The sequence below is a fragment of the Mesorhizobium sp. M1066 genome, from assembly GCF_040318635.1.
Classification (GTDB): Bacteria; Pseudomonadota; Alphaproteobacteria; order Rhizobiales; family Rhizobiaceae; genus Mesorhizobium.
Map to the genome: position 1 here is coordinate 26,634 of NZ_JAMYMR010000018.1, position 25,898 is coordinate 52,531.

General features: G+C 62.8%; 26 protein-coding genes and 2 pseudogenes. 21 read left to right on the plus strand and 7 right to left on the minus strand.

All coding sequences use genetic code 11. The features are described 5' to 3' along the window. Window positions 1-24 precede the first annotated feature (24 nt). Window positions 25-336, plus strand: coding sequence for a DUF2853 family protein (locus NKH52_RS21240; RefSeq protein ID WP_352733501.1), 312 nt, complete (start codon window positions 25-27; stop codon window positions 334-336). A gap of 155 nt (window positions 337-491) precedes the next feature. Then, a complete protein-coding gene (locus tag NKH52_RS21245; RefSeq protein WP_352733500.1) occupies window positions 492-1,286 on the plus strand; it encodes a thymidylate synthase in 795 nt (264 codons plus the stop codon). 11 nt (window positions 1,287-1,297) lie between these two features. On the opposite strand, the pseudogene NKH52_RS21250 reads toward NKH52_RS21245, so the two are convergent. Beyond that, window positions 1,298-1,499 (minus strand): annotated as a pseudogene (locus tag NKH52_RS21250) (TOBE domain-containing protein). A 98-nt stretch (window positions 1,500-1,597) separates the two neighbouring features. Here NKH52_RS21250 and modA point away from each other — a divergent pair. The 4 genes from modA (at window position 1,598) to NKH52_RS21270 (ending at window position 4,637) form a co-directional block, all read left to right on the plus strand. Further along, entirely contained in the window at window positions 1,598-2,392 is a 795-nt protein-coding gene (gene modA, locus NKH52_RS21255) for a molybdate ABC transporter substrate-binding protein (protein WP_352733498.1), read from the plus strand. Between the two features lie 15 nt (window positions 2,393-2,407). Then, the gene (gene modB, locus NKH52_RS21260; RefSeq protein ID WP_127293102.1) at window positions 2,408-3,112 is read left to right on the plus strand and encodes a molybdate ABC transporter permease subunit; all 705 of its coding nucleotides are present in this window, start codon (window positions 2,408-2,410) and stop codon (window positions 3,110-3,112) included. Next, on the plus strand, window positions 3,109-4,221 hold the full coding sequence (modC, locus tag NKH52_RS21265) for a molybdenum ABC transporter ATP-binding protein (RefSeq protein ID WP_352733495.1): 1,113 nt from the start codon (window positions 3,109-3,111) through the stop codon (window positions 4,219-4,221). The genes modB and modC overlap by 4 nt, the downstream gene beginning before the upstream one ends. A gap of 74 nt (window positions 4,222-4,295) precedes the next feature. Then, window positions 4,296-4,637: a winged helix-turn-helix domain-containing protein gene (locus NKH52_RS21270; protein ID WP_023813079.1), complete on the plus strand. Its 342-nt coding sequence runs from the start codon at window positions 4,296-4,298 to the stop codon at window positions 4,635-4,637. 50 nt (window positions 4,638-4,687) lie between these two features. On the opposite strand, the gene cobF is transcribed toward NKH52_RS21270, so the two are convergent. Then, a complete protein-coding gene (cobF, locus tag NKH52_RS21275; protein WP_352733493.1) occupies window positions 4,688-5,488 on the minus strand; it encodes a precorrin-6A synthase (deacetylating) in 801 nt (266 codons plus the stop codon). A gap of 204 nt (window positions 5,489-5,692) precedes the next feature. On the opposite strand from cobF, the gene NKH52_RS21280 reads away from it, so the two are divergent. The 6 genes from NKH52_RS21280 (at window position 5,693) to NKH52_RS21305 (ending at window position 11,310) form a co-directional block, all read left to right on the plus strand. After that, window positions 5,693-6,694: a DUF4424 domain-containing protein gene (locus NKH52_RS21280; protein WP_352733491.1), complete on the plus strand. Its 1,002-nt coding sequence runs from the start codon at window positions 5,693-5,695 to the stop codon at window positions 6,692-6,694. Then, entirely contained in the window at window positions 6,694-7,212 is a 519-nt protein-coding gene (locus NKH52_RS21285) for a dihydrofolate reductase (RefSeq protein ID WP_023813075.1), read from the plus strand. Before NKH52_RS21280 ends, NKH52_RS21285 begins: the two co-directional genes overlap by 1 nt. Window positions 7,213-7,380: 168 nt before the next feature. Then, window positions 7,381-8,505, plus strand: a complete 1,125-nt coding sequence (gene hflK / locus NKH52_RS21290) for an FtsH protease activity modulator HflK (protein WP_023813074.1) — start codon at window positions 7,381-7,383, stop codon at window positions 8,503-8,505. After that, a complete protein-coding gene (hflC, locus tag NKH52_RS21295) occupies window positions 8,505-9,470 on the plus strand; it encodes a protease modulator HflC (RefSeq protein WP_352733488.1) in 966 nt (321 codons plus the stop codon). The genes hflK and hflC overlap by 1 nt, the downstream gene beginning before the upstream one ends. Window positions 9,471-9,476: 6 nt before the next feature. Beyond that, window positions 9,477-9,665: a DUF2065 domain-containing protein gene (locus NKH52_RS21300; RefSeq protein ID WP_023813072.1), complete on the plus strand. Its 189-nt coding sequence runs from the start codon at window positions 9,477-9,479 to the stop codon at window positions 9,663-9,665. Between the two features lie 127 nt (window positions 9,666-9,792). Then, complete coding sequence (locus NKH52_RS21305) at window positions 9,793-11,310, plus strand: DegQ family serine endoprotease (RefSeq protein WP_127293114.1); 1,518 nt, start codon at window positions 9,793-9,795, stop codon at window positions 11,308-11,310. Window positions 11,311-11,356: 46 nt separating this feature from the next. Here the strand turns inward: NKH52_RS21305 and NKH52_RS21310 are convergent, their stop codons facing one another. Continuing rightward, window positions 11,357-11,929: a GNAT family N-acetyltransferase gene (locus tag NKH52_RS21310; RefSeq protein WP_352733484.1), complete on the minus strand. Its 573-nt coding sequence runs from the start codon at window positions 11,927-11,929 to the stop codon at window positions 11,357-11,359. After that, window positions 11,926-12,813, minus strand: a complete 888-nt coding sequence (serB, locus tag NKH52_RS21315) for a phosphoserine phosphatase SerB (RefSeq protein WP_352733482.1) — start codon at window positions 12,811-12,813, stop codon at window positions 11,926-11,928. Before serB ends, NKH52_RS21310 begins: the two co-directional genes overlap by 4 nt. Between serB and miaA the strand changes: the two genes are divergently transcribed. Both miaA and NKH52_RS21325 read left to right on the plus strand, forming a co-directional pair. Then, on the plus strand, window positions 12,803-13,771 hold the full coding sequence (gene miaA, locus NKH52_RS21320) for a tRNA (adenosine(37)-N6)-dimethylallyltransferase MiaA (protein WP_352733479.1): 969 nt from the start codon (window positions 12,803-12,805) through the stop codon (window positions 13,769-13,771). The two genes, serB and miaA, sit on opposite strands and share 11 nt — an antisense overlap. A 105-nt stretch (window positions 13,772-13,876) precedes the next feature. Then, window positions 13,877-14,668 (plus strand): GGDEF domain-containing protein, encoded by a 792-nt coding sequence (locus NKH52_RS21325; RefSeq protein WP_128305783.1) that lies wholly within the window; start codon window positions 13,877-13,879, stop codon window positions 14,666-14,668. A gap of 225 nt (window positions 14,669-14,893) precedes the next feature. Here the strand turns inward: NKH52_RS21325 and NKH52_RS21330 are convergent, their stop codons facing one another. Next, the gene (locus tag NKH52_RS21330; protein WP_352733476.1) at window positions 14,894-16,726 is read right to left on the minus strand and encodes an ATP-binding protein; all 1,833 of its coding nucleotides are present in this window, start codon (window positions 16,724-16,726) and stop codon (window positions 14,894-14,896) included. 155 nt (window positions 16,727-16,881) lie between these two features. Here NKH52_RS21330 and NKH52_RS21335 point away from each other — a divergent pair, with 155 nt between their 5' ends. The 3 genes and pseudogenes from NKH52_RS21335 to NKH52_RS21345 all read left to right on the plus strand — a co-directional run bounded on the left by NKH52_RS21335 (window position 16,882) and on the right by NKH52_RS21345 (window position 18,329). Further along, entirely contained in the window at window positions 16,882-17,445 is a 564-nt protein-coding gene (locus NKH52_RS21335) for an XRE family transcriptional regulator (RefSeq protein ID WP_127293128.1), read from the plus strand. Between the two features lie 4 nt (window positions 17,446-17,449). Then, window positions 17,450-17,758, plus strand: a complete 309-nt coding sequence (locus NKH52_RS21340; RefSeq protein ID WP_352733474.1) for a hypothetical protein — start codon at window positions 17,450-17,452, stop codon at window positions 17,756-17,758. Between the two features lie 44 nt (window positions 17,759-17,802). Then, a pseudogene (locus NKH52_RS21345) lies at window positions 17,803-18,329 on the plus strand (GNAT family N-acetyltransferase). A 4-nt stretch (window positions 18,330-18,333) separates the two neighbouring features. Here the strand turns inward: NKH52_RS21345 and NKH52_RS21350 are convergent. After that, the gene (locus NKH52_RS21350) at window positions 18,334-19,212 is read right to left on the minus strand and encodes a LysR family transcriptional regulator (protein WP_352733472.1); all 879 of its coding nucleotides are present in this window, start codon (window positions 19,210-19,212) and stop codon (window positions 18,334-18,336) included. A gap of 122 nt (window positions 19,213-19,334) precedes the next feature. On the opposite strand from NKH52_RS21350, the gene tmpA reads away from it, so the two are divergent. Together tmpA and tmpB are read left to right on the plus strand one after the other, a co-directional pair. After that, window positions 19,335-20,486 (plus strand): 2-trimethylaminoethylphosphonate dioxygenase, encoded by a 1,152-nt coding sequence (tmpA, locus tag NKH52_RS21355; protein WP_352733469.1) that lies wholly within the window; start codon window positions 19,335-19,337, stop codon window positions 20,484-20,486. Then, window positions 20,483-21,073, plus strand: coding sequence for a (R)-1-hydroxy-2-trimethylaminoethylphosphonate oxygenase (gene tmpB, locus NKH52_RS21360; protein WP_127293138.1), 591 nt, complete (start codon window positions 20,483-20,485; stop codon window positions 21,071-21,073). Before tmpA ends, tmpB begins: the two co-directional genes overlap by 4 nt. Before the next feature lie 73 nt (window positions 21,074-21,146). On the opposite strand, the gene NKH52_RS21365 is transcribed toward tmpB, so the two are convergent. Then, window positions 21,147-22,967 (minus strand): NAD(P)-binding domain-containing protein, encoded by a 1,821-nt coding sequence (locus tag NKH52_RS21365; RefSeq protein WP_352733466.1) that lies wholly within the window; start codon window positions 22,965-22,967, stop codon window positions 21,147-21,149. 446 nt (window positions 22,968-23,413) lie between these two features. Here NKH52_RS21365 and NKH52_RS21370 point away from each other — a divergent pair, with 446 nt between their 5' ends. Both NKH52_RS21370 and ilvN read left to right on the plus strand, forming a co-directional pair. Beyond that, a complete protein-coding gene (locus NKH52_RS21370; RefSeq protein ID WP_081734942.1) occupies window positions 23,414-25,195 on the plus strand; it encodes an acetolactate synthase 3 large subunit in 1,782 nt (593 codons plus the stop codon). A gap of 86 nt (window positions 25,196-25,281) precedes the next feature. Next, complete coding sequence (gene ilvN, locus NKH52_RS21375) at window positions 25,282-25,854, plus strand: acetolactate synthase small subunit (protein ID WP_023757090.1); 573 nt, start codon at window positions 25,282-25,284, stop codon at window positions 25,852-25,854. Window positions 25,855-25,898 lie beyond the last annotated feature (44 nt).

Consider the following 25,898-nt stretch of genomic DNA (forward strand, 5'->3'; position numbering starts at 1 on the left):
GTGGCGCCGACGAGGGGAATTTTGATGGCCGACTATCTTGCAGACGTGAAGAAATACGATGCCGGCGCCAGTGCTGATGCGGTTGAAAAGATCGTCAAGCACCTAGGCATCGCGCTCAGGAACCGCGATTCCTCGCTGGTATCCTGCACCCACCCGAAGGAACTCGGGCGTGTCAGGGACAACTGGGTCGCCAAGAAGCTCGGCATCAGCGATGCAGCGAAGGCCGATGCATCCATCGAGAAGACTTGCAAGGCAATGGCTGCCGACAACACCAAGAGCCGGGTGACTTTCTACTACCTCGTCGCGAAGGACCTGGGCAAGCTCGGCTCCCTCTGACGACCGCGCTTCAATTCGCAGGGCTGGCGCGGTCCATGCCAGCCCTGACGTTGTTGGGGACTGGCAGCCTTCGGGCAGGGCTTGCGCTGCTTTGTGGTGTTCGATTGCCTGTCCGTAAGCTATGATGGCTGGACAACCGAATCGAGCCGGAACCGATGCGCCAGTATCTCGACCTCCTGCAGCACGTGCTGGACAACGGCGCCGATCGCGGCGACCGCACCGGCACCGGAACCCGCTCCGTCTTCGGCTACCAGATGCGTTTCGACCTGGCGCGAGGCTTTCCCGTCACCACGACCAAGAAGCTGCATCTCAAGTCGATCATCCATGAGCTTCTGTGGTTCCTGGCCGGCGACACCAACATCAAATACCTCACCGACCATGGCGTTTCGATCTGGGACGAATGGGCCGACGAGAATGGCGATCTCGGCCCGGTCTACGGCAAGCAGTGGCGTTCCTGGCCGGACGGCCATGGCGGCTCGATCGACCAGATCGCGAATCTCCTCAAGGAGATACGCAAAAACCCTCAATCGCGGCGGCTGATCGTTTCGGCATGGAATCCAGCCGAGGTGGAAGCGATGGCGCTGCCGCCCTGCCACTGTCTGTTCCAGTTCTACGTTTCGGAAGGGCGGCTCTCCTGTCAGCTTTACCAGCGGTCGGCTGATATCTTTCTCGGCGTGCCGTTCAACATCGCGTCCTACGCTCTGCTGACCCTGATGGTGGCGCAGGTCACCGGGCTAAAACCCGGCGATTTCGTCCACACGCTCGGTGATGCACATCTCTACTCGAACCATTTCGAGCAGGCGCGGGAGCAGCTGCGGCGCACGCCGAAGGCGCTGCCGACGATGTGGATCAATCCAGAGGTGAAGGACCTGTTCGCCTTCCGCTTCGAAGATTTCCGGCTGGAAAACTACGTCGCAGACGCGTCGATCAAAGCGCCGATCGCGGTCTAAGGCCGCAAATTTCAGTCGATGCCGACCATCACGTCCGAGGCCTTGACCACGGCATAGGCCTGCTTGCCCTTTTCGAGCTTGAGATCGGCGACAGCCTCGTTGGTGATCGAGACGGTGACGATGGCCGCCGCCAACGCCGATCATGACATGCGAGGTGGTGGCTCCCTTCCAAGGTTTCTTTGCTGGTTTTACCGAACAATCGATGTCGTACAGACGCTTTCGCAGAGCGTCGGCCTTCCCTTGTTATATTCATGCGGATATATCGGTTGGGAGGCTTCGGGCCGCCGGAATTCAATCAGGGAGAGTTTTCCATGACGCGCAAAGGTTTTGGATCGAGGGCGACCGCCATTGGTGGCTTCGCTGCGGCGCTGATGGCAGTCGTGCCGGCAGCACATGCGGAAGACAAGGTGGTGGTGTTTGCCGCGGCCAGCCTCAAGGATGCACTCGACGCCGTGAACAAGGCCTGCGAGGCCGATGTCGGCGAGGTGGCGACTGTCTCTTATGCCGCGAGCTCGGCGCTGGCCAAACAGATCGAGGGCGGGGCGCCTGCCGACGTCTTCATCTCGGCCGATCTCGACTGGATGAAATATCTCTCCGACAAGAAGCTGACCAAGCCGGACACCGAAGTGAAGCTGCTCGGCAATCAGATCGTGCTGGTGGCGCCGAAGGACTCGGGGGTCGACACCAGGATCGAGAAAGACTTCGACCTCGCCAAGCTGATCGGCGACGGCAAGCTCGCCATGGGCGACTTCAAAGCGGTGCCGGCCGGCAAATACGGCAAGGCCGCACTTGAATCGCTCGGCGTCTGGTCCTCGGTCGAAGGCAAGGTGGCGCAGGCCGAAAACGTGCGCGCGGCGCTGAAGCTGGTTTCGACGGGCGAAGCTGCCCTTGGCATTGTCTATGCCACCGACGCGCATGCCGAAAAGGGCGTCAAGGTGGTCGGCACCTTCCCGGAGGATTCGCACCCGCCGATCATCTATCCGGTTGCCCAGACCACCGATTCGAAGGACAAGGCTACGCCGGCTTTCCTGAAATGCCTGCAGTCGGCCAAGGCGGCCGCGCTGTTCAAGGATCAGGGATTTACCGTGCTCGCGCCGAGCAACTGAGTTCCAAGGGGCATTATGAACTGGCTGCTGGACCTCACTCCCGACGAATGGAATGCGGTCCGGCTGTCCATCAAGGTGGCAACGGTGGCGATGCTTGCCAGCCTGCCGCCGGGCATCTTGATCGCGCTGCTGCTTGCCCGGGGACAGTTCTGGGGCAAGACCGTTCTCAACGGGCTGGTGCATCTGCCGCTGATCCTGCCGCCCGTGGTGACCGGCTACCTGCTGCTGCTCACCTTCGGCCGGCGCGGCCCGGCCGGCGCTTTCCTGGCAGAGCATTTCGGCATTGTCTTCTCCTTCCGCTGGACAGGTGCGGCGCTGGCCTGCGGCGTCATGGGCTTTCCGCTGATGGTGCGGGCGATCCGATTGTCGATCGAGGCGGTGGACCGCAAGATGGAAGCGGCGGCGGGAACGCTCGGCGCCAATCCGCTGTGGGTGTTTGCCACCATCACGCTGCCGTTGATTCTGCCCGGGCTGATCGCCGGCGCCATCCTGGCCTTCGCCAAGGCGATGGGCGAGTTCGGCGCCACCATCACCTTCGTCTCCAACATTCCCAATGAGACGCAGACATTGCCGTCGGCGATCTACACCTTCACGCAGGTGCCGGGGGGCGATGAAGGGGCGCTCCGCCTGACGCTGATCTCCATCGTCATCTCCATGGCCGCGCTGGTGGCTTCGGAGGTGCTGGCGCGGCGTGTCGGCCGGCGACTGGACATCGAATGAGCGTTCTCGTCGACATCAGTCATCGGCTCGGCGGTTTCGCCATCGACGCCCGCTTCGAAAGCGCTGGGCGGCTGACGGCGCTGTTCGGAGCGTCTGGGTCGGGCAAGACGACGCTGATCGACATGATTGCCGGGCTGATCCGGCCCGACAAGGGACGCATCGAGGTCGACGGCCGTGTGCTGGTCGATACCGGTGCCGGCATTTTCGTGCCGAAGCACAAGCGCCGCATCGGCATGGTGTTCCAGGACACACGGCTGTTTCCGCATTTGAGCGTTGCCGGCAATCTTCGCTACGGCCGCTGGTTCACGCCGCCGGCGGAGCGCTACGCCGATATCGATGCCGTCGTCGACCTGCTCGGCATCGGGCCGCTCATGAACAGGCGGCCGGCAAAGCTCTCGGGCGGTGAGAAACAGCGCGTGGCGATCGGCCGGGCATTGCTTGCCAGCCCCAGACTGCTGCTCATGGACGAACCGCTGGCCTCGCTCGACGAAGCGCGCAAGGCCGAAATCCTGCCCTATGTCGAAAGGCTGCGCGACGAGACGAAAATCCCGATCGTCTATGTAAGTCATTCAGTCGCCGAAGTGGCGAGGCTGGCCAGCGACGTGGTGATGCTGGCGCAGGGCAATGTCGTTGCCAGCGGGGCGACCGAGGCGGTGATGCAAAGGCTCGACCTGTTGCCGGCGGAGGAGCGCGGCGAGGGCGGCGCCGTGCTGGACACCAGGGTGCTGCGTCATGACGAGACTTTCGGCATGACCGTGCTCGGCTTGGCCGCGGGCGAGCTCCGGGTGCCACAGCTGGCGATGAAGACAGGTACGCCGGTGCGCATCCGTATTCGCGCTCGCGATGTGATGATCGCCACCGAAAAGCCGAGGGGTCTCAGCGCGCTCAACATCCTGCCGGGGACCATTACCGCGATGAGCCCCGGCGAAGGGCCCGCGGTTGAGGTCGGTATCGACTGCAATGGTGCAACCGTGCTTGCCCGCATCACCGAACAGTCGCGGCAGGCGCTGAAGCTCCATCTTGGCGGCAAGGTTTTCGCGGTGATCAAGACGGTGAGCTTCGATCGGGCGAACACCGGCGCCGGCCTGCGCGCCGAGGTGGATGGGTGATCCCGCTATGTCTTTTTGGAATAGCGGTTTCGCCAGGGAGCTTCTAGTATGAGGTTGGACCGCGGAGAGTAATGATGCCGTCGCTGAGCTTGCGGATAAATCTCGACCCCGACGGGCGCGTCGGGCCGGGCAAGATCGAACTCCTGGAACAGATCGCCGCCTTCGGCTCCATTTCGGCCGCCGCGCGCGGCATGGAGATGTCCTACAAGCACGCCTGGGACCTGGTCGAGGACATGAACCGGGTATTCGGCAAGCCGCTGGTGGCGGCACAGACCGGCGGCCGCAAGGGCGGCGGCGCACAGTTGACGGCGGTCGGCCTGGCGGTGGTCAGCCGTTTTCGCGCCATCGAGCGGGCGGCGGCTTCGGCGGCAGCGACGCATATGGAGGCATTGCAGGCGGAGATTGATGCTGGGTGAGGGGGAAGGGAGTAGGGGAGTAGGGGAGTAGGGGAGTAGGGGAGTAGGACTTATTGCTCTTCACCGGGCTTGCGCAGCAAATAGCTGTCCATGATCCAGCCCTTCTGCCGACGAGCTTCCTCTCGAACCTTTTCGATCTTTGCGCCGATGTCACCGATCCTGCCGGAGAGAGTGATCTCGTCTTCCGTTCCGAGATAGGCGCCCCAATGGATGACGACATCCTTGTCTACAAGCGTGTTGAAAGCGCATTTGCCGTCCAGCAGGACGACCGCGCTGCCGGCATTGTCCGGCATGCCTTCCTCGGTCAGGCGGCGGCCGGTGGTGATGAGAACGGAATCGCCGATGCGGTTCAGCGCCATCTTGTGGCTGGCGGCAAGCGCCTGGACGGCGGTGATGCCGGGGATCACCTCAAGCTCGAACGCCACATTGCCCCGCAGGCGCACGCGCTCGAGGATGCGCAACGCGCTATCGTAGAGGGAGGGATCGCCCCAGATCAGGAAGGCGCCGCAGCCGTCGCCTGCAATCTCGTCGCGGATCAGGCCTTCGTAAATGGCGGCGATGGCTTCGTGCCAGTCATCGACGGTCGCGCGATAGGAGGGCGCCGGCCCATGTTCTACTGGCCCATCTTCCATTGGCAGGTCGCGCACCGGCACGTCGAATTCGACGCGGCGCGACTTCGGATTGGTGACGAAGCGGTCGCATATCCGGCGGCGCAGTTCGGCCAGCTCATTTTTTTTCGCGCCCTTATCGGGAATGAACAGCACATCCGCCTGGTTCAGGCCTGATATGGCCTGAACGGTCATGTGGTCGGGATTGCCGGCGCCGATGCCGATGACGAGAAGCTTGCGCATGGGCGAACTCCTGCCCGATCGGAACCTGTTAGTCCAGACCGCGCTGGCGTGTCCGCGCTCGCGTGTCCAGACCGCGCTGGCGCGTGTCCAGGTCGCAGTCCATCTCCCTTTGGTGCTTTGGTGCGTCCGCGAATACGGAAGGGCTTTGAAACGCTACATTGAAACGGCTAGGGTCCTGCAGGCATTCTAGCCGAGGGGGCTTCCATGTTGCGATATGTTCTGACCGCCGTGCTGGCCCTTTCGCCCGCGCCTGCCTTCGCCAACGATTCGGTTGCCGAACTTGGCACTGGCGGCCTGATCCTGTCGCGCAGCGATGCCGTGGCGATGCAAAGCGAGGACCTTTTCATCTCGCCGGAAAAGGTCACGGTCGACTATGTCTTCCATAACAACACCGATCGCGATGTCGAGGCCATCGTCGCTTTCCCGATGCCCGAAATATCGGGCAATCCCGAAGAAATCCCGGCGATTCCCGAAAACCAGAGCGACAATTTCCTCGGCTTCGAGGTGACGATCGACGGTGCCGCCGTCAAGCCGCAACTGGAGCAGAAGGTGTTTGCGCTCGGCATCGACATCAGCGCAGAGCTGAAGGCGCAAAACGTGCCGTTCTATCCTTTCGGCGATGCGGCGAAGGCGGCGCTGGCCAAGCTGCCGCAAGCGGTTGTCGATGACTGGATCAGCCGCGGCATCATCATCGAGGACACCGGCAGCGACGGCACCGAGACGACCAAGGTCTACACGCCATTCTGGCAATTGCGTTCGACCTACTGGTGGCGCTCGACCTTTCCGGCCAACAAGGACGTTCATGTTTCCCACCATTACAAGCCGAGCGTCGGCGGCACGTCTTCAGTCAGCTTCTTCTACGACGGCAAATTCCAGGGTCAGTATGCGGCCTACAAGGCCCGCTATTGCATGGACGACACATTCGAGAGTGCGGTGCGCAAGGCGGCGAAGAACGACCCTGACGGCTACCCCAAATATGTCGAGAACCGCATCGCCTATATCCTGACCACCGGCGGCAACTGGGCCACCGGCACGATCGGCAAGTTCAAGCTGACGATCGACAAGGGCAATCCGAAAGCCCTGGTCTCGTTCTGCGGCGACAATGTCAGAAAGACCGGACCGACGACATTCGAGATGACGGCGGATAATTTCTACCCCGAGCGCGACATCGACATCCTGATCCTCGAGTCAACGGACGACAATTGATGCATGTCGCAATCTACGTTGCCATCGCCGAGAACGGCGTGATCGGGCGGGACGGCGGGCTCCCGTGGCGGCTCTCCACCGATCTCAAGCGCTTCAAGGCCGATACGATGGGCAAGCCCATCATCATGGGCCGCAAGACCTATGAGGGCATCGGCCGGCCGCTGCCGGGCAGGTTGAACATCATCGTCACCCGCGACAAGACCTGGCGCGCCGAGGGCGTAGAGGTGGCACATTCGCTCGAAGCTGCGATCCAACTGGCGACGGAGCGCGGGCGCCGCATGGTCGGTGTGGACGAGGTGTGCGTCATCGGTGGCGGCGAAATCTATGCCCAGGCCATGCTTCTGGCCGATCGGCTGCATGTCACCCATGTGCTGGCAGCGGTCGACGGCGACGCGCATTTCCCGCCGATCGATCCTGATTCCTGGCGTATTGTCAGCTCGCACGACGTCCCGGCCGGGGAAAAGGACAGCCACCCGACGCGCTATTCGGTTTACGAGCGGCGTCGAGAGAGACATTGACTGAAAAAAGGGGCATTGAAGGAAGACAAAGGGTCGCGACCGGACAAATCGGACGAAGTCGGCAGCGCATCGCGTTGAAAGCGCCTCGTGGCGTCCCTATAGAAGAACAATACTGGATTTTGCGCCGTAATACCGGCGCTTGAGGGAATTCCAAGCGAAAGGACATTCATGCCCTGGAACGACAAAAGCGGCGGTGGCGGCGGCCCATGGGGTGGCGGCGGCAACAATCAGGGACCCTGGGGGCAGGGTCCAAAGGGACCCAGTGGACCACAGGGCTCGCCTCCCGATCTCGAAGACATCATCCGCCGCGGCCAGGACCGGCTTCGTCGCGCTCTTCCGGGTGGCGGCGGCGCGAGCCCGGCTATCTTCGCGCTGATCGCGGCTGCACTTGTGGTGCTGTGGGCGTTCAAGGCGGTTTATACCGTGCAGCCCGACGAGGTTGCGGTCGAATTGCGCTTCGGCAAGCCGAAGACCGAACTGTCGCAGCCTGGCCTGCATTTCCATTGGTGGCCGCTCGAAACCGTCGAGACGGCCAAGATTTCCGAGCAGCTCGTCGATATCGGCGGCGGCGGCGCGACAAGTGGCAACACGTCCGGGCTGATGCTTACCGGCGACCAGAACATCGTCAACGTCCAGTTCTCGGTGGCCTATCAGGTCTCCGACCCGAGCGCGTATCTCTTCGATGTGTCCGATCCCGACGGTATGCTGCGGCAGGTTGCCGAAAGCGCCATGCGTGAAGCCGTCGGCCGCCGGCCGGCGCAGGACATCTTCCGCGACGACCGCCAGGGCATTGCCGCCTCGGTGCGTGAAATCATCCAGACGACGCTGGACGGCTACAAGGCCGGTCTCAACGTCAACGCCGTCTCGATCGAGGATGCGGCACCGCCACGTGAAGTGGCCGATGCGTTCGACGAAGTGCAGCGCGCCGAGCAGGACGAGGACAAGTTCGTCGAGCAGGCCAACCAGTACTCCAACCAGAAGCTCGGGCAGGCGCGCGGCGAGGCCGCACAGATCCGCGAAGACGCGGCCGCCTACAAGAACCGGGTCGTGCAGGAAGCCGAGGGTGAGGCGCAGCGCTTCATCTCGGTCTATGACGAATATGCCAAGGCGCCCGATGTAACGCGCAAGCGCCTCTACCTGGAAACCATGGAGAAGGTTCTGAAGGATTCGAGCAAGGTCATCGTCGAGCAGGGCAACGGGCAAGGGGTCGTTCCCTATCTGCCGCTGCCGGCATTGCAGCCGAAAGCGCCGGCACCCGCTGCGCCCAGTGGCGTTACGGGAGGTAACCAGTGATGGCCAACCGTCTTCCCATCATCGTCGTCGCAGCAGCGGTTATCCTGTTCCTGCTCTATTCGTCGGTCTTCGTGGTCAATGCGCGCCAGCAGGCGCTGGTGCTCAGGTTCGGCGAGATCGTCGATGTCAAGAGCGAACCCGGCATCTACTTCAAGGCGCCGTTCTCGTTCTTCGACGCCGACACCGTGCAGCTGATCGAGAACCGGGTGCTGCGCTTCGACCTCGACAACATTCGCGTCCAGGTCTCGGGCGGCAAGTTCTATGAGGTCGATGCCTTCATCGCCTATCGCATCTCGGATCCGCGGGTCTTCCGCGCCGCCGTGTCCGGTCAGATCGAATTGGCCGAGGCCCGGCTCAGGACGCGTCTCGACGCTGCCTTGCGCCGTGTCTATGGTCTGCGTGATTTCGAGGCAGCACTCTCCGAAGAGCGCGGCGTGATGATGCGCGAAGTCCGCGACCAGCTCAGGCCCGATGCCACATCGCTCGGCCTGCAGATCGAGGATGTCCGCATTCGCCGCACCGATCTCACGGCCGAAGTCTCGCAGCAGACCTTCGACCGCATGAAGGCGGAACGCCTGGCGGAAGCTGCCCGGCTGAGGGCACGCGGCAACGAAGCGGCGCAACGCATCACGGCCCGCGCCGATCGCGAAGTGGTCGAGATTGTCGCCGAAGCGCAAAAAGAGTCGGAAATCCTGCGCGGCGAGGGCGAAGCCCAGCGCAGCGCCACCTTCGCGGGAGCCTATCAGCGCGATCCGGCCTTCTTCGACTTCTACCGGTCGATGAATGCCTATGGCACGGCGCTGGACAACACCGGAACGACGATGGTGCTGTCGCCGAACTCGGAGTTCTTCCGTTTCTTCCGCAATCCCGACGGCAGCGAGGGGCCGGCAAAGCCGGCTTCGCCTGCGCCAAACGCTCCGGCGACGGCACCCGCCGCGCCGGCACAGCCCAGCACCGGCCAGTAGCGGCCGGTGCAGGATTTTCTTGCCGCCATGGGCCTGGTCCTTGTCATAGAGGGTCTGGTCTACGGCGGTTTTCCCGGCCTGGCCAGGAAACTTGCCACCGAAGTGCTGTCGCTGCCCGAGAACGCGCTGCGGATCGCCGGGCTGGCGGCGATCGTGATCGGCGTCGGCATCGTCTGGCTGGTACGAGGCGCATGACGGCTGCGATGATTTATCCTCTGCCGATAGTCATAGCCGCAAACGTGCCGTATTTTTTGCCAACATGGCGTGACGCGGCGTTTTCGTCGAAGCGCTTTTCTTTTCAAGGATACCGGGAGGCTTCTCGATGACATCCAATACAATTCTGTGCGCGGCTCGGCGGACATTTATCGCCAGCGCGGCGGCACTTCTTGTCAGCGCCGTCGCTGTCCCGTCCTTCGTGACGCCGACATTTGCCGCCGATGGACCCGCTTCGGTCGCCGATCTGGCGCAAGGCCTGCTCGGCGCGGTGGTCAACATATCGACCTCGCAGACGGTCAAGGGCACCGAAGGCCCGGGCGCCGTGCCGATGCCGCAATTGCCCGAGGGGTCGCCCTTCCAGGATTTCTTCGACGATTTCTTCAAGAACCGCGGCGGTGACAAGGACAACGGCTCGCAGAAGGTGCAGTCGCTGGGCTCCGGCTTCGTCATCGATGCCGAGCAAGGCATCGTCGTCACCAACAACCATGTCATTGCCGATGCCGACGACATCGAGGTCAATTTCTCCGATGGTGTCACCTTGAAGGCGACGCTGGTCGGCACCGACACCAAGACCGATGTCGCCGTGCTCAAGGTCGATCCGAAAGGCCACAAGCTGACGGCGGTGAAGTTCGGCGATTCCACCAAGATGCGCGTCGGCGACTGGGTGATGGCGATCGGCAATCCGTTCGGCCTCGGCGGCACGGTGACGGTCGGCATCGTCTCTGCCCGCAACCGCGACATCAATTCCGGCCCCTATGACGACTTCATCCAGACCGATGCCGCGATCAACCGTGGCAATTCCGGCGGACCGCTGTTCAACAGCGCCGGCGAAGTCATCGGCATCAACACGGCGATCATTTCGCCTTCCGGCGGTTCGATCGGCATCGGCTTCTCCATCCCCTCGCAGCTCGCGTCCGGCGTCGTCGACCAGTTGCGCCAGTTCGGCGAGACGCGGCGCGGCTGGCTGGGCGTGCGCATCCAGCCGGTGACCGACGACATCGCCGAAAGCCTCGGCATGGCGACCGCCAAGGGCGCGCTGGTCGCCGGCGTGATCAAGGGTGGCCCGGTCGACAATGGCACCATCCAGGCGGGCGATGTCGTCATCAAGTTCGACGGCAAGGACATCCATGAGATGCGCGATTTGCCGCGCGTCGTCGCCGAAAGCCCGGTTGGCAAGGCGGTCGATGTGCTCATCGTGCGCAAGGGTGTCGAGCAGACCGTGAAAGTGACGCTCGGCCGGCTCGAGGACGGCGAAAAACTCGCCAGCGGCGAGGAGGGCAGCAACACCGATCAGGACAAGGGTGACAAGGCTCCAGCCGTTTCCACTGCTTCGGTGCTCGGCATGACGGTCGGCGAACTGAACGACGAGACACGCAAGAAGTTCAGCATTGCGGCCGATGTTTCGGGCGTCGTCATCACCGACGTCACCAAGGACTCGGCAGCCGCCGAACGCGGCATCCAGCCAGGCGAGGTGATCACCGAGATCGCACAGGAATCGGTTGCCACCCCCAAGGATGTCATGGACCGCATCGGCGCCTTGAAGGAACAGGGGCGCAAGAATGCACTCTTGATGCTGGCCTCGAAGACCGGCGAGCTCAGGTTCGTGACGATCCGAATGGACTGAGATCCGCCAGATCCGGCGAAATCCTCATCTTGAATGAAAAGGGCGGCTAGCAAGCCGCCCTTTCTCCTTGTTCCCAATCGGCGCGGGAGAGCCGGTAGAACACATGGCGCTTGAGCGCGGGGTGGCTGTCGGGAATGCCGGGATGATCGAAGTCGGCCGATGGATCGGCTCTCATGCCGAGGCGCTCCATGACGGCGGTGGAGCGGCGGTTGTCCGCGACGGCGAAGGAGACGATTTCGTCAAGGCCGAGTGTTTCGAAGCCGTAGGCAAGCCATGCCTGAGCCGCCTCGGTGACGTAACCTCTGCCCCAGAATTCAGGCGCCAATCGCCAGCCGATCTCGATCATGCTGGCTGGCAGGAAGTCCATGTGATCGGTTCCGGTTATACCGACAAAACCGATACATTCGCCCGATGCGGCGATTTCTGCGGCCGCAAAGCCAATGCCGTCGCGATCGATGGCGGCGCGGAACTGATCCATCTTGGCATCCGCCTCGGCGCGGCCACGGCGGAACGGAAAGAACTCCATCACCCGGTCGTCGGAGTTTATGCGGTGGAACAGGTCGCGGTCGCGATCCTCCCAGTTGCGCAGAATCAGGCGTTCGGTGCGCATTGGTTTCATTGCACAAAGTCCTCCTGCCTGTAGCCTTGCACATAGAGCAGCGCGGTCAGGTCGCCGTGATCGATGCGGACCTTGGCCTGTGCCGCCACCGTCGGCTTGGCGTGGAGCGCGACACCGGTACCGGCCAGGCGGATCATGTCGAGATCATTGGCGCCGTCGCCGACGGCGATGGCGTCGACGGGCGTCAGACCGAGGCGCGCTGAAATTTCGATCAGCGCGTCCGCCTTGGCGGCGCGGCCGAGGATTGGCTCGCCGACAAGGCCGGTGAAGCGGCCATCCTGTTCGAGCAGGCGATTGGCACGGTTCTCCTGGAAGCCGAGCATGGCGGCGATGCGCGTCGTGAACACCTCGAACCCGCCAGACACGAGTGCCGTCCAGGCGCCGTTGGCGCGCATGGTTCGGACCAGAACACGGCCGCCCGCGGCCAGCGTCAGGCGATTGGCGACGATGCGATCGACCACGGCGGCGTCGAGGCCCTTGAGCAACGCCACCCGTTCACGCAAAGCCGGTTCGAAGGCGATCTCACCATTCATGGACCGCGCGGTAATCGTGGCAACCCGATCCTTGACGCCAATCTCATCGGCCAGCTCGTCGATGCATTCCTGGTCGATCATGGTCGAATCCATGTCGGCGATCAGGATTTTCTTGCGGCGGGTTTCTGCCTCTTGGACGATCACGTCGACCGCCTCGCTGGCGAGTGCCGTGCGCAAGACGGCGCTCGTGACGGCGTCGTCGGCTGCCTCAGGCAGGACGAGATCGCAGGCAATAGCTTCAGCCAGCCAGACAACAGCGCTTGCGCCGACCGACCGTGAGGCCATATTCGCAAGCGACAGCGACAAAGCGCGCTCAGTGGGACGGGAAACAAGCGTGGCGATGAGCGGCATGGAACATTCCGGCGGGCAGGCGGGCAAGGGCCGCGTGAAGAACGCGATCCTGATAGCCGGGCCGACCGCTAGCGGCAAGTCGGCGCTTGCGCTCGATCTGGCCGAGCGCAGGGATGGCGTGATCGTCAACACCGATTCCATGCAGGGCTATTCGGTGCTCGACGTGCTGACCGCCCGGCCGGAGGCGGTCGACCTCGCCCGCGCACCGCATTTCCTCTACGGCCATGTCCACCCGGCGACAGCCTATTCCACCGGCGCCTGGCTGCGCGACGTGAGGAAGTTGATCGACGACGGCACATTCTCCGAACGGCCAGTGATTTTTGTCGGCGGCACCGGGCTCTACTTTCGTGCGCTGGCCGAGGGCATTTCGGAAATGCCCGACATTCCGCAGCGGGTCCGCGACCGCTGGCGCTACGAATTGAAGGAGCAGGGCGCCGTCAAGCTGCACAGCCTGCTGCTGCGCGAGGATTCGGCGGCCGCCACGATGCTCAAGCCAACCGACAGCCAGCGTATCGTGCGCGCATTGGAGGTTCTCGATGCGTCTGGCCGCTCCATCCTGGAATGGCAGGCAGAGCGCGGCCAGCCGCTCATCGACAGGGAAAGCGCGCGTTTCCTGGTGATCGAGCCGGATCGGCCGGCGTTGGTCGGACGCATCGACAAACGCTTCGACCAGATGCTGGACAAGGGCGCGCTGGATGAGGTCAAGCGGCTTGCGGCACTTGGCCTCGATCCCGAATTGCCGGCGATGAAAGCGATCGGCGTTCGCGAACTGCAGGCAGCAATGGCCGGAGAGATTGGCTTTCCCGAGGCAATCGAACGCGCCAAGATCGCGACCAGGCAATATTCCAAGCGGCAAACCACCTGGTTCAGGCATCAATTGGGGCCGGAATGGCTGAGGTTGCGCCCCGGTGATGATCTGGAAACCACGATCTCAGCGCTTGCTTCCGATGCAACCTGAAAAGTTTACCTGCAAGGAAAGGTTCCCGTTGTGGTTGTCCAAATTAACCCTCCGTAAGCCCGCCCATGCCATAAGGTCGGTGGGCACTTTTCCAACGGGGAGCAGATGCGTTTCCACAAGGCGGAATCAGCATTTTTCGTCTTTATATTCGTGATCCTGGCCGCCGGCCTGGTGACGCTGCATGCTTATGGACTTCTGCAATCCTTCGCCGACGAGTTGCATACGGCTTCGGGTCTGGACAAGGTCATCTATCTCAACAAGCTCTTGTTCGCGACCGGCGTGCTCCTGGCCACCGCGCTGTTCTTCGGCATTTTCTTCATCTATCCGCTGATCCGCAAACAGGCGACGGAGGAAGGCAAGCTGCGCGCCATGACGGTCTCGCTCAGCGCGCGTTCGGAAACACTCGAGCATGCGGCGCTGACCGATGGCCTGACCGGCATGCAGAACCGGCGCTATTTCGATGATGCGCTGAAGGAGTATCTCGAGGAGTTCCGGCGCATCGAAAAGCCCGTCGGGCTGATGATCCTCGATCTCGACCATTTCAAGCAGGTCAACGACACCCACGGCCATGACGTCGGCGACGAAGTGCTCAAGGCCGTCGCGAACTGTCTCAAGGACATGACGCGCTACCACGATGTGGTGGCGCGATTGGGCGGCGAGGAGTTCGCCGTGGTCACGCCCAATATGGACGCCGAGCTTCTGGGCAAGTTTGCCGAGCGCATCCGCAAGGCGATCGCCAACATGTCGGTGCTGTCAGGCAATGTCCGCCTCAAGATCACCACCAGCGTCGGGCTTGCCGTCTGGGACCGCAAGGAAACAGCTGAAGAGTTCTATCGCCGCGCCGACCGCCAGCTTTACGAGGCGAAGAGGCAAGGCCGCAACCGCGTCTGCGCCTAAATCCCGAAGAAGAATTCATGAGGCCGGTCGCCTGACGCGGTTTTCTCGACTTCCGGTGCTCACGGACTAGATGTCCGCTCCGCTCCGGCTTCTCGAAAGCCACGTCATTCAACTCGGCCTGATGAATTCCCTTTCGGGATTTACCCAGGCTTTTCGAACGAAGCAGAGCCAATCGAAGTTTGGTGCGGATTCTCGGGATTATCGGCAGATGGACTTGTCCCAAACTCAATCGTTTTGCGGGCGCAGGCCGAAGGTTGCGGGCTTGAGGCCGTAGCGCATGTCGAAATCGTCGTCCGATGGCGCGCGTGCGGCGGGTGGCTTGCGGTAGTCGGGGTCGCCGGCCTGGCGGCCTGAATCGACGACCTCGGCGAAGGCCATCGCCTGCTGCGTTGATTTAGGCACGTTGCGCAGTCGTTCGACGATCGCCACCAGATCGACATCGTCGCCGGCTTTCGACGAGGCGGCCTCTTCGCGCTTGGCGGTGCCAGGAAGCAGGTGGCTCGGCAGTTTTTCGAACTTCAGCCGCATGGTCGTCGCCACGCCTTCGCCGAAGGCGATGGCTTCGCGCTGGCCCATGGAGGACAGGAAGGCAAGCGTCGAGGCGGAAGAATCGGCAATCGCCGAGCGGATGATCGCCTGGTCCTGCTCATTGGCAAGCCGCATGGCGAAGAAGGTCGAGCATTGCGACAGGATGGTCGGGTCGAGCTCGCCCGGGCGCTGGGTGACGACGCCGAGATAGCAGCCATATTTGCGGCCTTCCTTGGCAATGCGCGACAGCGCATGCCTAGTCGGCGCGAAGCCGAGGCGCGGATCGGCCGGCATATAGCGGTGCGCTTCTTCGCACAAAAACAGAAGCTGCAGCTTGCCCTCGCTCCACAGAGCGAGGTCGAAGGCCAGGCGCGCCAGCACCGAGCAGACCGAATTGACCACTTCGGACGGCATGCCGGCCATTTCGAAGCAGGTTACCGGGCGGCCATGATGCGGCACGCGGAAGATGTTGCCGATCGTCTCGTGGATGGTGTCCTCGATCAGGCGCGAGTTGAACATGAAGCGATAACGTGGATCGGCCGCCGCCGATTCGATGCGCGTCTTCAGCGATTTGAGCGTCGGGCGATCGGTCTTGCTTTCGAGCATGCCCATGCGCTCGTCGATCTGCTTGAGCAGGTCGGCGATGCGGTAGGGCACCGGCGTATCGGCGGTCAGCGCATCGCTGCCGCGCCTGATATAGGAGCCCGAATTCGGGTTGCGGTAGAGGTTCTTGGCGGCCGGGATGAGGTCGCGCAAGGCATCGATTTCTTCCGGCTCGGTCTCGCGGCCCCGGAACAGCACCTCGGCGAATTCCTCCAGCGTGAACATCCAGAACGGAAGATCCAGCGTCTTGGAATCGACCCTGACGCAGTATTCGGGCAGCGACGCCGCGAACTCGTTGTGCGGGTCGAGGATCAGGATGCGCAGGTCCGGCCTTGCTGCGATCGACTTGCGCAGCAGCAGCGAGACGGCGGTGGATTTGCCGACGCCGGTGGTGCCGACAATGGCGAAGTGACGCGCCAGCGTATCGTCGATGGCGATGTTGGCGGCGATCGTCTCGTCCTGCGCGAGCGTGCCGATGGTGATCGAATGACGCCCGGCGAGGTCATAGACCGCCTGCAGGTCGCGGGTGCGGATGCGATGCGCAACGGCGCCGATATGCGGATAGGTGGTGATGCCGCGGTCGAAGACCGGTTTGGCGCCGGGCTCTGCTCCGTCACGCACTTCGCCGATCAATTCGATGCTGACCTCGATGGCATTCTGGCCCTCATTGCTCCAGGCGCGGTCCGACTTGCCGATCGCATAGACCAGACCGACGGTTCGTGTCGATCCGAGATTGATGGAGATCATCTTGCCGACCGTCCACAGACCGGTCACCGCGCCGTCGGCGTCGTCCGCATAGGCGCTGATGGTGGCGCGCGCGCCGTCGCATTGCACGACATTGCCCAGAATGCGTCTGTCGCTCTGCTCGGCGTCGCGGCGCTCCTGCGATGTCGGTTCTCCAACGGAGGCTTCGCGTTCGACATACATGGACAGGCCAATCCCCATTTCCCTGGAGCATCGATGCTACCCGAATGGGGTTAAGGCCCGATGAGGTCGGATGGTGTAGAGAGCATTAAGGAGCCCGTGAAAATTGTCGCAAGGCGGCTCTTCTCCGGCGTCTATATTTTCTCTATAATAGACATATGGATGATATAGCGAACGACATTTCTTCGACGATCGGCCGCAGGATACACGCCGAAAGGATCGTGCGCGACTGGTCCCTGGCCGAACTCGCGGAGCGTTCCGGCGTCTCGAAGGCGATGCTCAGCACGATCGAGCGGGGCAAGACCAGCCCGACGGCGGCGCTTCTGGTGCGTATCGCGTCGGCCTTCGGCATGACGCTGTCGACCTTGATCGCACGCGCGGAATTGCAGGGCGGCGGGATATTGCGCGAGGCCGACCAGCCGGTGTGGCGCGATCCCGACACCGGCTATGTCAGGCGGCATCTTTCGCCGGCTGGCGATATGCCGCTGGAACTGATCAAGGTGCATCTGCCGGCGGGCGCCAAGGTCAGTTTTCCGGCCGCTTCATACGCCTTCATCAAGCAGCAGATATGGCTGATTTCCGGGCGGCTCGAATTCATCGAAGGTGAGGCGGTGCACAAGCTTGTATCAGGCGACTGCCTGGCGCTCGGGGCGCCGTCGGACTGCACCTTCCATGCCCTGGAGCCCGGCGCCGACTATCTCGTCGCGCTGGTCAGGGGCTGACACAATGGCAAGAAGACCAAAGCGCTCCCATAATGGGGGGCCGCCTCTCGATGAGTACAAGGGCCCGCCATGGGGCAAGGGCGATCCCTACATCTTTCTTGCCTGGCAGGCCGCCCATGCCAAGGCGTGGAAGGCGCCGAGCCACGAGGTCATGCTGCTGCGCATGGACAGAGCCGAGCGGCTTGGCCTGACCTATCAGGAGTACACGCTCGAGATCCTCGAGCGCGGGCGGCATCTCGGGCACGAAGACACCGACCGCATCAGCGCCATCAAGGCGGCGCGAAAGCGACGCCGCGCGCGCCATCTGGACTGACAGCAATACGCCCGCTTCTATGGCAATCACAGGATATCCTGCACATGAACTCGCTCGAGATCGCAACCCTGAACCCGGCTGCCGAGACGCAGGACATGCTGGCCGAATTGCTGGTCGCAACGGTGGCGGCCGGCGGTTCGTCAGCTTCATGCATCCGTTGGCGCCGCAGGCGGCAAGGACGTTCTGGGAAAAATCGCTGGCCGCGGCGGCAAGGGGCGAAAGATCGGTGCTTGGCGCCTGGGATGGCAAAAACCTGGTCGGCACCGTGACCTTGCTGCTCGATTGTCCGCCCAACCAGCCGCTCCGGGCCGAGATCGCCAAGCTGATGACATCAGTCGATTACCGGGGCAGGGGTGTGGGAACGCGCCTGATGCGGGCCGCCGAGAGCCTTGCCATCGAGAGGGGCCGCACGCTGCTGGTTCTGGACACAGCGACCGAGGAGGGTGCCTCAGGCCTCTATGAGCGGCTGGGCTTCACGCTGGCCGGTGAGATACCCGACTATGCCCTGAAGCCGCATGGCGGGCTGACCGGCACGTTGATCTACTGGAAGCGGATCGGGCCAATCTCATAACCAGTCATGCCGGCGCGGAGAGGCGCAGGAGCAGCCACTGGCGGAAATCCTGTTCGGCTCCGGTCAGGCGTGCTGTCGACGCCTTGGTCAGGAAATGCCCCGATGTGCTGGAAAGTTCATAGTCGGAAAGCCTGACCAGCGTCTTGCTGTCGAGCGCCGCATCGACCAGCGGCCGCGAGCCCAAAAGCACGCCGACGCCGGCGCTCGCCGCCTCCATGGCGGTGACGAAACTGTCGAAGCGGTGCGATCGTCTGGGATGGCCAGCCAGTCCAGCGGCGGCGAACCATTCCGCCCACATCTCGCGCGCGCCGGCGACCAGAAGCAGCGGCAGGGAAGGCCAGTCGTCGTCGCCGGCGAGCGCAGGTGCGGCCACCGGCACGAGCCGCTCGGCGGTCAGCCTGTCGGCTTCGCGGCCGGGGAAGGATCCGTTGCCGAAGCGGATGTCGAGCACCGAGCCCGGTAGATCGTAGTCGGCAGGGCGATGGATCGTCACCAGATCGAGCTGGATGCGCGGCAGTGCCTTCGCGAGATCGGGCAGCGCCGGAACCAGCATGAGCAAGGCAAAGGAGATCGGGGCCCGGATGGTCACGGTCTGGACGGCACGCGGCTCGAACAGTTCCGCGGTGCTGTTGCCGATGGTGGCGAAGGCCGACTGGATGTGAGGCAGGTAGGCTGCTCCCTCCGGCGACAGTGCGACGCCCCGCGCCAGCCGCGAAAACAAACGTGTCTTGAGCCGCTCCTCGAGAAACCGGATGTGCTGGCTGACGGCTGCCTGGGTGAGACCGAGTTCGGCTGCCGCCGCGGTGAAATTCGACAGCCGCGCCGCCGCCTCGAAACTGCGCAGCCAGTCCAGAGGCGGCACCGGTGTATTTGTACGAGCCATTAGTATTCTGCAGTCATTGGCTAAAAAATGATAATTTGAGTTATGCCTGTCGCGCGATCAACATGCAATCGAAACCCTGCGGATCAGGCTGCGGGGGACGCAATGGACAGGAACGGATCTCCATGCTCACCCACGCGCTGATCGGCGACGAAGGCAGAACAATCGACCTTGGCTGGCAGGACGGGTCGCGCAGCCGTTTTCACGCCATGTGGCTGCGCGACAATGCGCTGGACGACAAGACGCGCAGCGCCGGCAATGGTCAACGGCTCATCACCATTCTCGACATTCCCGCCGACACCAGGATCGGCGCCGCGTCGATCAAAGGCGGCGCCCTGGAAGTCAGCTTCGTGCCCGAGCAGAAGACGGTCAGCTTTCCCGCGGCATGGCTGAGCGCCAATGCCTATGATCGTGACGCAGGCCGCCAGCCCGGCTGGACAGGCGAGGCCACCGTGCGATGGACCAAGGCCTCGATGCAGAATTCGGTGCCGCGCGCCGGCTATGTTGCGGCCAGCCGCGATCGCGCTGTGCTGGGGCAATGGCTGTCGGCGGTGAAAACCTATGGCTTCGCGGTGATGGATGATCTGCCGACCGAATCCGGGGCACTGTGCAAAGTGTCCGATCTTTTCGGCTACATCAGGGAAACCAATTACGGGCGCTGGTTCGAAGTGCGCGCCGAGGTCAATCCGAACAATCTCGCCTACACGAATCTCGGCCTCCAGGCGCACACCGACAATCCCTATCGCGACCCTGTGCCGACGCTGCAGATCCTGTCCTGCATCGAGAATACGGTTGAGGGCGGCGAGTCCAGTGTCGTCGATGGGTTTGCAGTCGCGGCTGCGCTGCAGGCTGAGAACCCGGAAGGCTTCCGGCTGTTGAGCTCATGCCCGGCGCGCTTCGAGTATGCCGGCTCTTCCGGCGTGCGGCTGCAGGCGAAGCGGCCGATGATCGAGCTCGGGCCCGATGGCGAGCTGATTTGCATCCGCTTCAACAACCGCTCGCTGGCGCCGACGGTCGACGTGCCGTTCAGCGATATGGAAGCGTACTACGCCGCCTATCGCCGGTTTGCGGAACTGATCGAGGATCCATCCTTCGAGGTGACGTTCAAGCTCGAAGCGGGGCAAGCGTTCATCGTCGACAACACCCGCGTCATGCATGCCCGCAAGGCGTTTTCCGGTACCGGTAAGCGCTGGCTGCAGGGTTGCTACGCAGACAAGGACGGTCTGCTGTCGACGCTCGCGGCAATCGAGCACGGGTTCAAGGAGGCCGCGGAATGAGCGGCCAGGATTTGAACGCGGACACCATCGTCGAGTTCATCGCCGACATCTTCGAGCGCCGGGGCGCCGAATCCTATCTCGGCGAACCCGTCACCATGTCGGAGCACATGCTGCAGGGTGCCTGGTTCGCTGAAAAGGACGGCGCGCCGGACGAACTGGTGGCGGCGGCGCTGCTGCACGACATCGGCCATTACACCAGCGAGTTCGGCACCTATTCGCCCGAGGATGTCGAGGACAAGCATCATGACGAGGCCGGCGGCGAGGTGCTGGCGCCGTTCTTTCCACCTGTCATCGTCGAATGCGTCAGGCTGCATGTCGCCGCCAAGCGCTATCTCTGCGCCACCGACCCGACCTATTTCGGCAGGCTTTCGCAGGCCTCGGTGCACACGCTGTCGCTGCAGGGCGGGCCGATGAATGCCGAGGAGGTCGCCGAGTTCCGCAAGAACCCCTTCCATGAGGAAGCGGTCCGGGTCCGCATCTGGGACGAGAGCGGCAAGATCGCCAACATGAAGACACGGACATTTCGCGATTACGTGCCGCTGCTGCAGCGGGTGGTGATGCAGTTCGCCGCGGGTAAGCCGGCGTAAATTCCCCAGGGAAGGAGGCAGGGTGCAAGCCGTGCCTCCTTCTTTCTTCCGGCTTCGCCGGAATGGCGCTCGCCTACCCCTTGTGGTGCACCTGCTGCAGCCCGTAGACCGGCGTCGCGATCCCTTCATGCCGCGCCTTCAATTGCAGCGACAGAAATTGCGAATAGTGACGTGACTGGTGCAGATTGCCGCCGTGGAACCACAGCGCTTCCTGTTGCGTCGGCTTCCACATGTTGCGCAGCTCACCTTCCCAGGGGCCGGGATCCTTGGTGGTGTTCGAGCCGAGGCCCCAGCATTTGCCGACCTTGTCGGCGGTTTCGCGGGATATCAGATCGGCGGCCCAACCGTTCATCGAGCCGTACCCGGTGGCGTAGACGATGAGGTCCGCAGGCAGTTCCGACCCGTCGCTGAGCAGAACAGAGTGCTGCTTGATTTCCTCGACGTCGACGCCGCTCTTCAGCTTGATCGAACCATCGATGACCAGCTGCGAGGCGCCAACATCGATATAATAGCCGGAGCCGCGCCGGAGATACTTCATGAACAGGCCGGATTCGTCGTCGCCCCAGTCGAGCATGAAGCCGGCCTTTTCCAGACCCTTGTAGAATGCCGCGTCGCGCTTCTTCATCTCGGCATAGGCCGGGATCTGGAACTCGTGCAGGATCTTGTAGGGCAGCGAAGCGAAGATGAGATCGGCCTTGGCGGTGGTGATGCCATTCTGCAGCGCCTGCTCCGAATAGAGCGAACCCAGTCCAATTTCCATCAACGTGTCGGACCTGGAGATATGGGTGCTCGAGCGCTGCACCATGGTCACGTCGGCGCCGGCTTCCCAAAGGGCCGCGGCAATGTCGTGGGCGGAATTGTTGGAGCCTATGACGACGGCCTTTTTGCCGGCATAGGCGTCGGGACCCGGGTGCTTCGAGGAGTGGTGTTGGTCTCCCTTGAAGGTCTCCATGCCCTTGAATTTTGGCAGATTGGCCTTGCCGGACTGTCCGGTGGCCAGCACCAACTGCTTCGGCTTCAGCGTGATGTCCTTGCCGTCGCGGTGGACGACAACGGTCCATTCCTTTTTCTTGTCGTCATAGGAAGCGCTTTTGGCCTCGGTCGAGGACCAGTAATTCAGCTCCATCACCTTGGTATACATTTCCAGCCAGTCGCCGATCTTGTCCTTGGGCGAGAAAACCGGCCAGTTCTTCGGGAAATCGATATAGGGCAGATGGTCGTACCAGACCGGGTCATGCAGGCAGAGCGACTTGTAGCGCTTGCGCCAGCTGTCGCCGGCCCGCTCGTTCTTCTCGATGATGATGGTCGGCACGCCAAGCTGCCGCAGCCGCGCGCCGAGCGCGATACCGCCCTGGCCACCACCGATGATCACCGTATAGGGCTGCGTCTTGAAGCCGAGCTCGGCGGCTTCCCTCTCGCGTTCTTCTTTCCATGTCGGACGGTTCTTGCCCGAGCCGTGCCTGGCGCCCATCGGCCGCGCAAAGCCTGCCGGCTCCTCGTGGCCTTTCAGTTCGGCCATGGTGGTCAGCAGCGTCCAGATCTTGCCGTCCTTCAGCCTGATATGGCCGAAGCCGCGTGCCACTTCCGTCTCGAAGCTGATCCAGCCCTCGATCAGTTCGCCGCTCTCGGTCGCGTCCTCGCCCTTGGCGATGGAGAAGTGCGAGGGCCTGGTGTTCGACAATTGGCTTTTCAGCATGTCGCGGACCTGGTCGCGGCCTTCCATGGTCTTGATGTTCCAGGTGAAGGTAACGAGGTCGCGCCAGTAGCAATCCTCCTGAAAGCAATCGACCGCCTTCTCGATGTCATTGGCAGCAAGCGCGGCGCCGAATTGATCGAGCAGGTCGGACAGTTTCTTGCTAGGGGCCGTGTTCTTGCTAGAGGGCTTATCGAGCATCAGGTTTCCTCCCGTGAAATCCAGATCGTCATGGTGGTGGCTCCGCCGGGCTTGCCGCCGGACGATCAAGTATCGTCAGAGATGGCGGCCCCCGTCACGCCCCACCATAGTTTCCTATGGTTTCAATGGCTTGTCTAAAAAGCGGGATTCCGGATTCGGTGTCAGGACACCGTCGCGCAATTGTGTTGGTCATTTGCTGGGCTCCGAGGCAACTTGACTGCCGGCGCGATTTTTCCCGTTGACAGGCTGCCTTGCCCGCCCTTAGTGTCCGCCACCATGAAAACGGCACTCATTCTCGTAGGAAAGCGCGTGGGCAAGGCGGTGTAACCGCCGGGCGAAAACCCCCCATGCGCAAGACACAGGCTCCCTCGGGGGCCTTTTTTATTGCCTGAAACACGACTAAACGACCAGCAAACGCCCAATGGCGACAGTACGGGACCAGACCGATGAGCAACGGACAGAACGAGCGGCGCGAAATGACCGGCGCCGAAATGGTGGTGCAGGCGCTGAAGGACAATGGCGTCAAGCATGTCTTCGGCTATCCCGGCGGCGCTGTCCTTCCGATCTATGACGAGATCTTCCAGCAGGACGATGTCGAGCACATACTGGTGCGCCACGAGCAGGGCGCCGGCCATGCGGCCGAAGGCTATGCGCGCTCCACCGGCAAGGCCGGCGTGATGCTGGTGACCTCCGGCCCCGGTGCCACCAATGCCGTGACGCCGCTGCAGGACGCGCTGATGGATTCGATCCCGCTGGTCTGCCTGACGGGGCAGGTGCCGACCTCGCTGATCGGCTCCGACGCTTTTCAGGAATGCGATACGGTTGGCATTACCCGCCCCTGCACCAAGCACAACTGGCTGGTGAAGGACGTCAACGAGCTCGCTGCGACCATCCACGAGGCTTTCCATGTCGCGACCACCGGCCGTCCGGGTCCGGTCGTCGTCGATATCCCGAAGGACGTGCAGTTCGCCAGGGGATTCTACGTCCCGCCGCAGATCGCGCCGCGCACCAGCTACCAGCCCAAGGTCCAGGGCGACCTGGAGAAGATCAAGGCGGCGGTCGAGCTGATGGCCGGTGCCAAGAAGCCGATCATCTACAGCGGCGGCGGCGTCATCAATTCCGGCCCGGAAGCGAGCCATCTGCTGCGCGAACTGGTCGATCTCACCGGTTTCCCGATCACCTCGACGCTGATGGGCCTCGGCGCCTATCCGGCATCGGGCAAGAACTGGATGGGCATGCTGGGCATGCACGGCACCTATGAAGCCAATATGGCCATGCATGATTGCGACGTGATGATCTGCATCGGCGCGCGGTTCGACGACCGCATCACCGGCAGGCTGACCGCGTTTTCGCCGAACTCGAAGAAGATCCACATCGACATCGATCCGTCGTCGATCAACAAGAACGTCCACACCGAGGTGCCGATCATCGGCGATGTCGGCCGGGTGCTGGAGGATATGGTGCGGCTGTGGCGGGCGAGCGCCAAGGCCGACAAGAAGGCGCTCTATCCCTGGTGGGAGCAGATCGCCAAATGGCGTGCGCGCGACTCGCTCGCCTACAAGATGAACAACGACGTGATCATGCCGCAATACGCCATCGAGCGGCTCTACGAACTGACCAAGGGTCTGGACACCTACATCACCACCGAGGTCGGCCAGCACCAGATGTGGGCGGCGCAGCACTATCATTTCGAGAAGCCGAACCGCTGGATGACGTCGGGAGGGCTGGGCACGATGGGCTACGGCCTGCCGGCGGCACTCGGCGTGCAGATCGCGCATCCAGGCGCGCTGGTCATCGACATTGCCGGCGACGCCTCCGTGCAGATGACGATGCAGGAGATGAGCGCGGCCGTGCAGCACGACGCGCCGATCAAGATCTTTATCTTGAACAACCAGTATATGGGGATGGTGCGGCAGTGGCAGCAGTTGCTGCACGGCAACCGGCTGTCGCATTCCTACACCGAGGCGATGCCGGACTTCGTCAAGCTGGCCGAGGCCTATGGCGGCCACGGAATTCGCTGCGAGAAGCCGGACGAGCTGGACGACGCGATCAAGGAGATGATCTCGGTCAGGAAGCCGGTGCTGTTCGACTGCCGCGTGGCGACGCTCGCCAACTGCTTCCCGATGATTCCGTCGGGCAAGGCGCACAATGAGATGCTCTTGCCCGACGAGGCGACCGACGAGGCGGTGGCCAATGCCATCGACGCCAAGGGCAGGGAACTGGTGTAGCCGGCAGAACCAAGGCAGGGCTGTCGCGAGAAAGCCCCGCGCAAACAGAGAATTAGCTCAAGAGCTTGAAAAACGAGATTCATGTCATGAACGCACAGCTACAACCGACCGGCTCCGCCTATTTCATCGCCAAGGAGACGGAAAAGCCGGAAAACCACACGCTTTCCGTGCTGGTCGACAACGAGCCGGGCGTGCTTGCCAGGGTCATCGGCCTGTTTTCCGGGCGTGGCTACAACATCGAGAGCCTGACCGTCTCCGAGACCGAGCATGAAAAACACCTGTCGCGCATCACCATCGTGACGCGCGGAACGCCGCATGTGCTGGAGCAGATCAAGCACCAGCTCGAGCGCATCGTGCCGGTTCACCGCGTCGTCGACCTGACCGTGCGTTCGCATGAATCCGGCCAGGAGCGGCCGCTGGAGCGCGAACTGGCGCTGGTCAAAGTCGCGGGGACCGGCGAGGCCCGCGTCGAGGCGTTGCGGCTGGCCGATGCGTTCCGCGCCAGCGTCATCGACGCCAACACCGAGCATTTCATCTTCGAGATCACCGGCAAAGGCTCCAAGATTGACCAGTTCATCGCCATCATGAAACCGCTCGGCCTGGTCGAAATCTGCCGCACCGGCGTGGCAGCGTTGAACCGCGGCCCGCAGGCGATGTAGGACTTCGGCGGGGCTGGCGCCGAACGCGTCAGCCAGCTTCCACA